General features: G+C 64.6%; 7 protein-coding genes, 1 tRNA gene and 3 rRNA genes. 9 read left to right on the forward strand and 2 right to left on the reverse strand.

Translation table 11 applies throughout. The features are described 5' to 3' along the window. Positions 1 to 3 precede the first annotated feature (3 nt). Together dapB and NRO40_RS22185 are read left to right on the forward strand one after the other, a co-directional pair. The gene (dapB, locus tag NRO40_RS22180) at positions 4 to 756 is read left to right on the forward strand and encodes a 4-hydroxy-tetrahydrodipicolinate reductase (protein WP_058943786.1); all 753 of its coding nucleotides are present in this window, start codon (positions 4 to 6) and stop codon (positions 754 to 756) included. Between the two features lie 5 nt (positions 757 to 761). Beyond that, positions 762 to 1,214 (forward strand): hypothetical protein, encoded by a 453-nt coding sequence (locus tag NRO40_RS22185; protein WP_058943785.1) that lies wholly within the window; start codon positions 762 to 764, stop codon positions 1,212 to 1,214. Between the two features lie 104 nt (positions 1,215 to 1,318). On the opposite strand, the gene NRO40_RS22190 is transcribed toward NRO40_RS22185, so the two are convergent. Both NRO40_RS22190 and NRO40_RS22195 read right to left on the reverse strand, forming a co-directional pair. Beyond that, the gene (locus tag NRO40_RS22190; protein WP_058943784.1) at positions 1,319 to 1,876 is read right to left on the reverse strand and encodes a hypothetical protein; all 558 of its coding nucleotides are present in this window, start codon (positions 1,874 to 1,876) and stop codon (positions 1,319 to 1,321) included. A gap of 94 nt (positions 1,877 to 1,970) precedes the next feature. Then, entirely contained in the window at positions 1,971 to 2,210 is a 240-nt protein-coding gene (locus NRO40_RS22195) for a hypothetical protein (RefSeq protein WP_058943783.1), read from the reverse strand. A gap of 151 nt (positions 2,211 to 2,361) precedes the next feature. Here NRO40_RS22195 and thyX point away from each other — a divergent pair, with 151 nt between their 5' ends. The 7 genes from thyX (at position 2,362) to NRO40_RS22230 (ending at position 12,113) form a co-directional block, all read left to right on the forward strand. Continuing rightward, positions 2,362 to 3,129 carry an FAD-dependent thymidylate synthase gene (thyX, locus tag NRO40_RS22200; RefSeq protein ID WP_408057039.1) on the forward strand — a complete coding sequence of 256 codons (768 nt, stop codon included), beginning with the start codon at positions 2,362 to 2,364 and terminating at the stop codon, positions 3,127 to 3,129. Between the two features lie 219 nt (positions 3,130 to 3,348). Continuing rightward, positions 3,349 to 4,248: a 4-hydroxy-tetrahydrodipicolinate synthase gene (gene dapA / locus NRO40_RS22205; RefSeq protein WP_058943782.1), complete on the forward strand. Its 900-nt coding sequence runs from the start codon at positions 3,349 to 3,351 to the stop codon at positions 4,246 to 4,248. 111 nt (positions 4,249 to 4,359) lie between these two features. Continuing rightward, the gene (locus tag NRO40_RS22210) at positions 4,360 to 6,045 is read left to right on the forward strand and encodes a ribonuclease J (protein WP_058943781.1); all 1,686 of its coding nucleotides are present in this window, start codon (positions 4,360 to 4,362) and stop codon (positions 6,043 to 6,045) included. Between the two features lie 591 nt (positions 6,046 to 6,636). Next, positions 6,637 to 8,165 (forward strand): 16S ribosomal RNA (locus tag NRO40_RS22215). Positions 8,166 to 8,467: 302 nt separating this feature from the next. After that, positions 8,468 to 11,587 (forward strand): 23S ribosomal RNA (locus tag NRO40_RS22220). An 83-nt stretch (positions 11,588 to 11,670) separates the two neighbouring features. Beyond that, a 5S ribosomal RNA gene (gene rrf / locus NRO40_RS22225) occupies positions 11,671 to 11,787 on the forward strand. The 16S, 23S and 5S rRNA genes sit together here with 1 tRNA gene alongside, the layout of an rRNA operon. A 253-nt stretch (positions 11,788 to 12,040) precedes the next feature. After that, a tRNA-Thr gene (locus NRO40_RS22230) sits at positions 12,041 to 12,113 on the forward strand. Positions 12,114 to 12,157 lie beyond the last annotated feature (44 nt).

Here is a 12,157-nt window from a genome sequence, read left to right on the forward strand (position 1 = left end):
AGCATGAGCAAGCTGCGCGTGGCCGTCCTCGGCGCCAAGGGCCGCATCGGCTCCGAGGCGGTACGAGCCGTGGAGGCCGCGGACGACATGGAGCTCGTCGCGGCCCTCGGCCGGGGCGACTCGCTGGACGCGCTCATCGAGTCCGGCGCCCAGGTCGCCGTCGAACTGACCACGCCGGACTCGGTGATGGACAACCTCGACCACTGCCTCCGCCACGGCATCCACGCCGTCGTCGGCACGACGGGCTGGACCGACGAACGCCTCGCGCACCTGCGCGGCGGGCTGGACGCCAGTCCCGGCACGGGCGTCCTCATCGCCCCGAACTTCTCCATCGGCGCCGTGCTGACGATGAAGTTCGCGCAGCTCGCCGCCCCCTACTTCGAGTCCGTCGAGGTCGTCGAGCTGCACCACCCGCGGAAGGTCGACGCCCCCTCGGGCACCGCCACGCGCACCGCGCAGCTCATCGCCGCCGCCCGCGCCGAGGCGGGCTGCGCCCCGCAGCCCGACGCGACCACCACGGCCCTGGAGGGAGCGCGCGGCGCCGACGTCGACGGCGTCCCCGTCCACTCCGTACGCCTGCGCGGCCTGCTCGCGCACCAGGAGGTCCTCCTCGGCGGGGAGGGCGAGACGCTCACCGTCCGCCACGACTCGCTGCACCACAGCAGCTTCATGCCGGGCATCCTGCTGGGCTGCCGCCGCGTCGTCACCGTTCCGGGCCTCACCTTCGGCCTGGAGCACTTCCTCGACCTCGGCTGACCCCCATGGGCGCGAAGATCACGTATTTCGTCATGGCCGCCTTCCTGGCGGTCTGGTTCGTCCTGGTCGGTGGCCGGGGCCTGGCCCTGATCCGGCAGGGCACCGCGGTCACCGTCGTCCTCGGGGTCGCGGCGCTGGTGCTGCCGGCGATCGGCGTGTGGTTCCTGTGGATGAACACCCGGTTCGTCACCCGGGCCAACCGCCTGGCGGCCGAGCTGGAGGCGGAGGGCGGCCTGCCCGTCGACGAACTGCGCCGCACCCCCGACGGCCGGATCGACCGCGACTCCGCCGACGAGGTGTTCGCCCGGCGCCGCGCGGAGACCGAGGACACCCCGGGCGACTGGCGGTGCTGGTTCCGGCTCGCCGTCGCCTACCGCGACGCACGCGACACCCCGCGGGCCCGCAAGGCGATGCAGCACGCGATCGCCCTCCACGACGGCCGCCCCACCCCGCACTGAACCGGTCCCGTCCGCGTCGGCGACGGACGCGGGGGGCCCGGCCCGGCACGCCGCCGGCGCCGCACCCGGAGGGGGTACGGCGCCGGCGGCACGGAAGACGCCCCCTACGACGCCGGGGTGTACTCCGCGTTCCACGCCTCGACGGTGTCGGCGGCCCGGTCGAAGGCCTCCACGCGCGACAGGAAGTCGGCGTTGTGGTCGGTGAGCAGCGTCAGCGGCTCCCCGTCACCCTGCCGGTGGAGCACCAGGGCCTGGCCCTGCACGGTGCGCGGCAGGCCGAGCCACCGCACGGGCTGCTGGACGGTGCGGACCGACGCGGCCCGCGACCACGGCACCGTGGTCGTGCGGAAGAACCGCACGCGCCGCACGCCGTGCCGGCTGACCCACGTGCCGACGCGCAGCAGCCGCAGGGCGACCAGCACGACCACCGCCGCGGCGCCCAGGCACACGCCCGCCGCGGGCAGCGCCCCGGCCACGGCGATGATCAGCGTCGCCAGCAGCATGAACGAGGCGATCAGCAGGGCCAGGGCAGCGGCCACGACCCGCCACGGGCCCGGCCGGTAGGGGCGACGCCACTGGTCGTGGTCGTCGTCGAACGGCAGCGCCGTGTCGTCGCTCGCGGCGTCGAAAGCACGGTCGGCCGTCAGGAAGGGCAGGGGCACGACTGTTCCTTAACTCTTTGCACGCTCGTTCGGGCTGTGCCCGGTGAGGCTACCCAGCGCCCCCGGGCCCGGCCACAGCAGGGGCGCATACGGGTCAACGGCCCTCGGCGGCCTCGGACTGCTGGGTGTGCCCGGCCGACGGGCCCGCCTGCATCGCCGGCATCCCGAAGAGCAGCGACCCCACGAGCCCGGCCACCACGGTCAGCCCGATCAGGGTACGACCGGCGACCTCCGGGAGACTGGGACGCTGCGGGGCCGGAGGGGTGACGTTACTGCGGAAGCGGTCGGACTCGGCGACGAACGCGAACGGGACTGCCTCACGCCGGCGGAACATCGGGGGTTCTCCTTCGATGGCTTGTGGGTGCTTCGGGGCTGGTACCCCTTCAGACGCGCGTACGCACCGTTTGGTGCCCGTGAATCGATCTCGGTCCGGCAACGTAGAGTGGTCGCGCCCCGTGCGACGCGACTTCGGAAGGACCCCGCCGGTGACCGACACCCCCGCCGCGACCCCCCAGCAGCCCGAGGAGCCCCCGGCGCTCCGGCCGAGCTTCCGCAGCGACGTGACCGTCGAGCTGGTCAAGCACAGTGCGGCCGACTCCGACGTGCTGTGGGCGGCGCGGGTCTCGACGGCGGGCGAGCAGTCCCTCGACGAGCTGAGCAAGGACCCGGAGCGCTCCAAGGGCCTGATCAACTACCTGATGCGGGACCGGCACGGCAGCCCCTTCGAGCACAACTCGATGACCTTCTTCATCAGCGCCCCCATCTTCGTGTTCCGCGAGTTCATGCGGCACCGCGTGGGCTGGTCGTACAACGAGGAGTCGGGCCGCTACCGGGAGCTGGAGCCGGTCTTCTACGTCCCGGACACCGACCGGAAGCTGGTCCAGGAGGGCCGCCCGGGCAAGTACGTCTTCGTCGAGGGCACGGAGCAGCAGCACAAGCTGGTCTCCCACACGATGGAGGAGTCGTACGTGCGGGCGTACACCGCGTACCAGGAGATGCTGGCTGCCGGCGTCGCCCGCGAGGTGGCCCGCGCGGTTCTGCCGGTCGGCTTGTTCTCGTCCATGTACGCCACGTGCAACGCCCGCTCGCTGATGCACTTCCTCGGGCTGCGCACCCAGCACGAGCTGGCCAAGGTGCCGTCGTTCCCGCAGCGCGAGATCGAGATGGTCGGGGAGCGGATGGAGGCCGAGTGGGCGAAGCTCATGCCGCTCACCCACGCCGCCTTCAACAAGAACGGCCGCGTGGCGCCGTAGCGCCGCCCACCCCCGACCCGCCGAAATTCCGTTCCGGGTCCTGTACGGATGTACGGATCAGCCGTCTGAAGTGTCCGTATTGCGGCATTCTGAGAAGTTCATCTAGGCTGATCAAACGGACCCGGCACTGCTTGAACCCCCGAGCAGGCAGTGCCGGGCTCCTCTTCCGCACGTCCCCGAGGGGACCCCTTGCGCTGAGCAGCGAGTAGCGTGTTACCCATGGCTCCGATCTCCACTCCGCAGACCCCCTTCGGGAGGGTCCTCACCGCCATGGTCACGCCGTTCACGGCGGACGGCGGACTCGACATCGACGGCGCTCAGCGGCTCGCCGCCCACCTCGTCGACGCAGGCAACGACGGCCTGATCGTCAACGGCACCACCGGCGAGTCCCCGACCACCAGCGACGCGGAGAAAGACCAGCTCGTACGGGCGGTCCTGGAGGCCGTGGGCGACCGGGCCCACGTCGTCGCCGGCATCGGCACCAACGACACCCGGCACACCCTGGAGCTCGCCCGCGCCGCCGAACGCGCCGGCGCGCACGGCCTGCTCGCCGTCACGCCGTACTACAACAAGCCCCCGCAAGAGGGCCTGTACCGTCACTTCTCGGCCATCGCCGACGCCACCGAGCTGCCCGTGATGCTCTACGACATCCCCGGCCGCAGCGGCGTCCCGATCGACACGCAGACGATCGTCCGCCTCGCCGAGCACCCGCGCATCGTCGCCAACAAGGACGCCAAGGGCGACCTGGGCCGCGCCAGCTGGGCCATCGCCCGCTCCGGCCTCGCCTGGTACTCCGGCGACGACATGCTCAACCTGCCGCTGCTCTCCGTGGGCGCCGTCGGCTTCGTCTCCGTCGTCGGCCACGTCGTCACCCCCGAGCTGCGCGCCCTCCTGGACGCCCATCTCACCGGCGACGTCCAGAAGGCGACCGAGATCCACCAGCAGCTGCTCCCCGTCTACACCGGCATGTTCCGCACCCAGGGCGTGATCACCACCAAGGCCGCCCTGGCCCTCCAGGGACTCCCGGCCGGCCCGCTGCGCCTGCCCCTGGTGGAACTCTCCCCGGCCGAGACCGCCCAGCTCAGGAGCGACCTCGCCGCCGGCGGGGTAGAGGTGTGACAACGGACTTCACAACTCCACAGACAACAGAACAGTCCTACGCACACGCATGAAAAGTCACACGCGCCACGTGTCTGAGCGGCACGTGGCGCGCGTGGTGAGGAGAGTCTTTTGAGTCATCCGCATCCTGAACTCGGTGCCCCGCCCAAGCTCCCCCAGGGCGGCCTGCGCGTCACCCCGCTGGGCGGTCTCGGTGAGATCGGCCGCAACATGACGGTCTTCGAGTACGGCGGCCGTCTGCTGATCGTCGACTGCGGCGTCCTCTTCCCGGAGGAGGAGCAGCCGGGCGTCGACCTGATCCTGCCGGACTTCACGACGCTGAAGGACCGTCTCGACGACATCGAGGCGGTGGTCCTCACCCACGGGCACGAGGACCACATCGGCGGCGTGCCGTACCTGCTCCGCCTGAAGCCCGACATCCCGCTGATCGGCTCCAAGCTGACCCTCGCCCTCATCGAGGCGAAGCTCCAGGAGCACCGCATCCGCCCCTACACCCTGGAGGTGGCCGAGGGGCACCGGGAGGTCCTGGGCGCGTTCGACTGCGAGTTCATCGCGGTCAACCACTCCATCCCGGACGCCCTCGCCGTCGCCATCCGCACCCCCGCGGGCATGGTGGTGCACACGGGCGACTTCAAGATGGACCAGCTCCCGCTGGACAACCGCCTCACCGACCTGCACGCGTTCGCCCGCCTCAGCGAGGAGGGCATCGACCTCCTGCTGTCGGACTCGACCAACGCCGAGGTGCCGGGCTTCGTCCCGCCGGAGCGCGACATCTCGAACGTGCTGCGGAACGTCTTCGCGAACGCCCAGAAGCGCATCATCGTGGCGAGCTTCGCCAGCCACGTGCACCGCATCCAGCAGATCCTCGACGCCGCCCACGAGTACGGGCGCCGCGTGGCGTTCGTCGGCCGCTCGATGGTCCGCAACATGGGCATCGCCCGCGACCTGGGCTACCTGCGGGTGCCGCCGGGCCTGGTCGTCGACGTGAAGACGCTGGACGACCTGCCCGACCACGAGATCGTGCTCGTCTGTACCGGCTCGCAGGGCGAACCGATGGCGGCCCTGTCCCGCATGGCCAACCGGGACCACCAGATCCGCATCGTCCAGGGCGACACGGTCATCCTGGCGTCGTCCCTGATCCCGGGGAACGAGAACGCGGTCTACCGCGTGATCAACGGCCTGACCCGTTGGGGCGCCAACGTCGTCCACAAGGGCAACGCCAAGGTCCACGTCTCGGGTCACGCCTCCGCCGGCGAGCTGCTGTACTTCTACAACATCTGCCGGCCGAAGAACCTGATGCCGGTCCACGGCGAGTGGCGCCACCTGCGGGCCAACGCCGAGCTCGGCGCGCTGACCGGCGTACCGAAGGACCGCATCGTCATCGCCGAGGACGGCGTCGTCGTCGACCTGGTCGGCGGCAAGGCGAAGATCGTCGGCAAGGTCCAGGCCGGTTACGTGTACGTGGACGGCCTCTCGGTCGGCGACGTCACGGAGGGCGCGCTGAAGGACCGCCGCATCCTCGGCGAGGAGGGCATCGTCTCGGTCTTCCTCGTCGTGGACTCCACGTCCGGCAAGATCGTCGGCGGCCCGTTCGTCCACGCCCGCGGCTCGGGCATCGACGACGCGGCGTTCGACGCGGTCCTCCCGAAGGTGGGCGAGGCGCTGAACAAGTCGGCGCAGGACGGTGTGGTGGAGCCGCACCAGCTCCAGCAGCTGATCCGCCGCGTCATCGGCAAGTGGGTGTCGGACACCTACCGCCGCCGGCCGATGATCCTGCCCGTGGTGGTCGAGGTCTGACCCCCTTACCAGGGCAAACGGAGCGGGGCGACCTCGATTTGCATCGGGGCGCCCCGCTCCAGTAGGTTTACGGCTCCGCCCGACGGGAACCCGACTCGGCTACGTGCCGGAGGGGTCACCCGGAACCAGGGCGGGAATTCCGACTCAGAACCTCTGATAAAGTCGGGACGCGCCGAAAGGCAAAGGCCCCCAACGGCCACCGGAAATGGAATCCGAACCGGAAACGGAACGGAAAACGGATCTGGTAGGGTTGGAACCGCCGGAAAGGGAAACGCGAAAGCGGAGAACGGCCCGGCAGCCCGCTCCAGCGGGTGGCGGAAACGAGAAATCGGATCTGCTAGGCTGGAAACACGAAAGACCGAAGGGAAGCGCCCGGAGGAAAGCCCGAGAGGGTGAGTACAAAGGAAGCGTCCGTTCCTTGAGAACTCAACAGCGTGCCAAAAATCAACGCCAGATTAGTTGATACCCCGTCTCCATCACGGAGATGAGGTTCCTTTGTAGAAAACACAGCGAGGATGCTGTGAACCGCGGGGGACTATTCCTCCCCCCGGTTCCGCTCAACGCGAGTGTCGACCCGATCACGGGTAAGCATTCACGGAGAGTTTGATCCTGGCTCAGGACGAACGCTGGCGGCGTGCTTAACACATGCAAGTCGAACGATGAACCCACTTCGGTGGGGGATTAGTGGCGAACGGGTGAGTAACACGTGGGCAATCTGCCCTTCACTCTGGGACAAGCCCTGGAAACGGGGTCTAATACCGGATACGACCACTTCAGGCATCTGATGGTGGTGGAAAGCTCCGGCGGTGAAGGATGAGCCCGCGGCCTATCAGCTTGTTGGTGGGGTAATGGCCCACCAAGGCGACGACGGGTAGCCGGCCTGAGAGGGCGACCGGCCACACTGGGACTGAGACACGGCCCAGACTCCTACGGGAGGCAGCAGTGGGGAATATTGCACAATGGGCGAAAGCCTGATGCAGCGACGCCGCGTGAGGGATGACGGCCTTCGGGTTGTAAACCTCTTTCAGCAGGGAAGAAGCGAAAGTGACGGTACCTGCAGAAGAAGCGCCGGCTAACTACGTGCCAGCAGCCGCGGTAATACGTAGGGCGCAAGCGTTGTCCGGAATTATTGGGCGTAAAGAGCTCGTAGGCGGCTTGTCACGTCGGATGTGAAAGCCCGGGGCTTAACCCCGGGTCTGCATTCGATACGGGCAGGCTAGAGTGTGGTAGGGGAGATCGGAATTCCTGGTGTAGCGGTGAAATGCGCAGATATCAGGAGGAACACCGGTGGCGAAGGCGGATCTCTGGGCCATTACTGACGCTGAGGAGCGAAAGCGTGGGGAGCGAACAGGATTAGATACCCTGGTAGTCCACGCCGTAAACGTTGGGAACTAGGTGTTGGCGACATTCCACGTCGTCGGTGCCGCAGCTAACGCATTAAGTTCCCCGCCTGGGGAGTACGGCCGCAAGGCTAAAACTCAAAGGAATTGACGGGGGCCCGCACAAGCAGCGGAGCATGTGGCTTAATTCGACGCAACGCGAAGAACCTTACCAAGGCTTGACATATACCGGAAACATCTAGAGATAGGTGCCCCCTTGTGGTCGGTATACAGGTGGTGCATGGCTGTCGTCAGCTCGTGTCGTGAGATGTTGGGTTAAGTCCCGCAACGAGCGCAACCCTTGTTCTGTGTTGCCAGCATGCCCTTCGGGGTGATGGGGACTCACAGGAGACTGCCGGGGTCAACTCGGAGGAAGGTGGGGACGACGTCAAGTCATCATGCCCCTTATGTCTTGGGCTGCACACGTGCTACAATGGCCGGTACAAAGAGCTGCGAAGCCGTGAGGCGGAGCGAATCTCAAAAAGCCGGTCTCAGTTCGGATTGGGGTCTGCAACTCGACCCCATGAAGTCGGAGTTGCTAGTAATCGCAGATCAGCATTGCTGCGGTGAATACGTTCCCGGGCCTTGTACACACCGCCCGTCACGTCACGAAAGTCGGTAACACCCGAAGCCGGTGGCCCAACCCCTTGTGGGAGGGAGCTGTCGAAGGTGGGACTGGCGATTGGGACGAAGTCGTAACAAGGTAGCCGTACCGGAAGGTGCGGCTGGATCACCTCCTTTCTAAGGAGCACTTCTCACCAGTTTCGGCTGGTCAGAGGCCAGTACATCGGCGTACGTCCGATGCTGGTTGCTCAAGGGTGGAACGTTGATTATTCGGCACACTCGGTTCTCTTCCTGTCAGTACTGCTTCGGCGTGGAACACAGAGGAGGGGTCGAGGGTGTCGGGCACGCTGTTGGGTGTCTGAGGGTGCGAGCGTTGCTCGCCCTTCTGCGATGCCGCCCCAGTGCACTCCGGATGTTGTCCGGGGGTGATGGGTGGCTGGTCGTTGTTTGAGAACTGCACAGTGGACGCGAGCATCTGTGGCCAAGTTTTTAAGGGCGCACGGTGGATGCCTTGGCACCAGGAACCGATGAAGGACGTGGGAGGCCACGATAGTCCCCGGGGAGCCGTCAACCAGGCTTTGATCCGGGGTTTCCGAATGGGGAAACCCGGCAGTCGTCATGGGCTGTCACCCGCTGCTGAACACATAGGCAGTGTGGAGGGAACGAGGGGAAGTGAAACATCTCAGTACCCTCAGGAAGAGAAAACAACCGTGATTCCGGGAGTAGTGGCGAGCGAAACCGGATGAGGCCAAACCGTATGCGTGTGATACCCGGCAGGGGTTGCGCATGCGGGGTTGTGGGATCTCTCTTTCACAGTCTGCCGGCTGTGAGACGAGTCAGAAACCGTATGGATAGGCGAAGGACATGCGAAAGGTCCGGCGTAGAGGGTAAGACCCCCGTAGCTGAAATTCATGCGGCTCGTTTGAGAGACACCCAAGTAGCACGGGGCCCGAGAAATCCCGTGTGAATCTGGCGGGACCACCCGTTAAGCCTAAATATTCCCTGGTGACCGATAGCGGATAGTACCGTGAGGGAATGGTGAAAAGTACCGCGGGAGCGGAGTGAAATAGTACCTGAAACCGTGTGCCTACAAGCCGTGGGAGCGTCGGATGCAAGCTTGCTTGTATCTCGTGACTGCGTGCCTTTTGAAGAATGAGCCTGCGAGTTTGCGGTGTGTTGCGAGGTTAACCCGTGTGGGGAAGCCGTAGCGAAAGCGAGTCCGAACAGGGCGATTCAGTAGCGCGCTCAAGACCCGAAGCGGAGTGATCTAGCCATGGGCAGGTTGAAGCGGAGGTAAGACTTCGTGGAGGACCGAACCCACCAGGGTTGAAAACCTGGGGGATGACCTGTGGTTAGGGGTGAAAGGCCAATCAAACTCCGTGATAGCTGGTTCTCCCCGAAATGCATTTAGGTGCAGCGTCGTGTGTTTCTTGCCGGAGGTAGAGCACTGGATAGGCGATGGGCCCTACCGGGTTACTGACCTTAGCCAAACTCCGAATGCCGGTAAGTGAGAGCGCGGCAGTGAGACTGTGGGGGATAAGCTCCATGGTCGAGAGGGAAACAGCCCAGAGCATCGACTAAGGCCCCTAAGCGTACGCTAAGTGGGAAAGGATGTGGAGTCGCAGAGACAACCAGGAGGTTGGCTTAGAAGCAGCCACCCTTGAAAGAGTGCGTAATAGCTCACTGGTCAAGTGATTCCGCGCCGACAATGTAGCGGGGCTCAAGCGTACCGCCGAAGTCGTGTCATTCATACATGAGGTCCAACGACCGTATGGATGGGTAGGGGAGCGTCGTGTGCCGGGTGAAGCAGCCGCGGAAGCGAGTTGTGGACGGTTCACGAGTGAGAATGCAGGCATGAGTAGCGATACACACGTGAGAAACGTGTGCGCCGATTGACTAAGGGTTCCTGGGTCAAGCTGATCTGCCCAGGGTAAGTCGGGACCTAAGGCGAGGCCGACAGGCGTAGTCGATGGACAACCGGTTGATATTCCGGTACCCGCTTTGAAACGCCCAATATCGAACCAGGCGATGCTAAGTCCGTGAAGCCGCCCTGGAGCCTTCGGGCAAAGGGGAGTGGTGGAGCCGACGGACCAGACCTGTAGTAGGTAAGCGATGGGGTGACGCAGGAAGGTAGTCCAGCCCGGGCGGTGGTTGTCCCGGGGTAAGGGTGTAGGCCGTGTGATAGGCAAATCCGTCACACATTGAGGCTGAGACCTGATGCCGAGCCGATTGTGGTGAAGTGGATGATCCTATGCTGTCGAGAAAAGCCTCTAGCGAGTTTCATGGCGGCCCGTACCCTAAACCGACTCAGGTGGTCAGGTAGAGAATACCGAGGCGTTCGGGTGAACTATGGTTAAGGAACTCGGCAAAATGCCCCCGTAACTTCGGGAGAAGGGGGGCCATCACTGGTGAGAGCACGTGCTGCTCGAGCTGGGGGTGGCCGCAGAGACCAGCGAGAAGCGACTGTTTACTAAAAACACAGGTCCGTGCGAAGCCGTAAGGCGATGTATACGGACTGACGCCTGCCCGGTGCTGGAACGTTAAGGGGACCGGTTAGCTCCATTTCGGTGGGGCGAAGCTGAGAACTTAAGCGCCAGTAAACGGCGGTGGTAACTATAACCATCCTAAGGTAGCGAAATTCCTTGTCGGGTAAGTTCCGACCTGCACGAATGGCGTAACGACTTCTCGACTGTCTCAACCATAGGCCCGGTGAAATTGCACTACGAGTAAAGATGCTCGTTTCGCGCAGCAGGACGGAAAGACCCCGGGACCTTTACTACAGTTTGATATTGGTGTTCGGTTCGGCTTGTGTAGGATAGGTGGGAGACTGTGAAGCTTGGACGCCAGTTCAGGTGGAGTCGCCGTTGAAATACCACTCTGGTCGTGCTGGATGTCTAACCTGGGTCCGTGATCCGGATCAGGGACAGTGTCTGATGGGTAGTTTAACTGGGGCGGTTGCCTCCTAAAGGGTAACGGAGGCGCCCAAAGGTTCCCTCAGCCTGGTTGGCAATCAGGTGTTGAGTGTAAGTGCACAAGGGAGCTTGACTGTGAGACCGACGGGTCGAGCAGGGACGAAAGTCGGGACTAGTGATCCGGCGGTGGCTTGTGGAAGCGCCGTCGCTCAACGGATAAAAGGTACCCCGGGGATAACAGGCTGATCTTCCCCAAGAGTCCATATCGACGGGATGGTTTGGCACCTCGATGTCGGCTCGTCGCATCCTGGGGCTGGAGTCGGTCCCAAGGGTTGGGCTGTTCGCCCATTAAAGCGGTACGCGAGCTGGGTTTAGAACGTCGTGAGACAGTTCGGTCCCTATCCGCTGTGCGCGTAGGAATATTGAGAAGGGCTGTCCCTAGTACGAGAGGACCGGGACGGACGAACCTCTGGTGTGCCAGTTGTCCTGCCAAGGGCATGGCTGGTTGGCTACGTTCGGGAGGGATAACCGCTGAAAGCATCTAAGCGGGAAGCCTGCTTCGAGATGAGTATTCCCACCTCCTTGAGAGGGTAAGGCTCCCAGTAGACGACTGGGTTGATAGGCCGGATATGGAAGCCCAGTAATGGGTGGAGTTGACCGGTACTAATAGGCCGAGGGCTTGTCCTCAGTTGCTCGCGTCCACTGTGTTAGTTCTGAAGTAACGAACTCCCAATCTGCCGGTTGGTTGTAGGTCGATATCTTCATAGTGTTTCGGTGGTCATAGCGTTAGGGAAACGCCCGGTTACATTTCGAACCCGGAAGCTAAGCCTTTCAGCGCCGATGGTACTGCAGGGGGGACCCTGTGGGAGAGTAGGACACCGCCGAACAATTTGTTGGGGAGGCCCCGCACCGTATGGTGCGGGGCTTTCCGTATTTCCGGGCTCCTTTTTTCCGCGCGACAGCCGGCCGAACCGGGAAGACGGGCGAGACGCTGCGCGCAGCAGCACCGCCGGCCCCCTCCCGGGTGCCGCGCTCGGCGCGGTGTGCACGGCCCTCGTGCCGGCGGCCGATTAGGCGTTCGGCTCTTCCGCGGGTTATAGTCTTCCTGTCGCCGCGGGGGAAACTCCAAAAAGGTGACAGGCCCCTATAGCTCAGTCGGTAGAGCGTCTCCATGGTAAGGAGAAGGTCAACGGTTCGATTCCGTTTGGGGGCTCAGAACGGAAAAGCCCCCCGCCTCACGGCGGGGGGCTTTTCCCA

The sequence above is a fragment of the Streptomyces changanensis genome (genome assembly GCF_024600715.1).
Classification (GTDB): Bacteria; Actinomycetota; Actinomycetes; order Streptomycetales; family Streptomycetaceae; genus Streptomyces; species Streptomyces changanensis.

Coding starts and splice junctions, on each gene's coding strand:
- NRO40_RS22185 (WP_058943785.1), top strand. CDS start 762: ATGGGCGCGAAGATCACGTATTTCGTCATGGCCGCCTTCCTGGCGGTC.
- dapB (WP_058943786.1), top strand. CDS start 4: ATGAGCAAGCTGCGCGTGGCCGTCCTCGGCGCCAAGGGCCGCATCGGC.
- NRO40_RS22195 (WP_058943783.1), bottom strand. CDS start 2,210: ATGTTCCGCCGGCGTGAGGCAGTCCCGTTCGCGTTCGTCGCCGAGTCC.
- dapA (WP_058943782.1), top strand. CDS start 3,349: ATGGCTCCGATCTCCACTCCGCAGACCCCCTTCGGGAGGGTCCTCACC.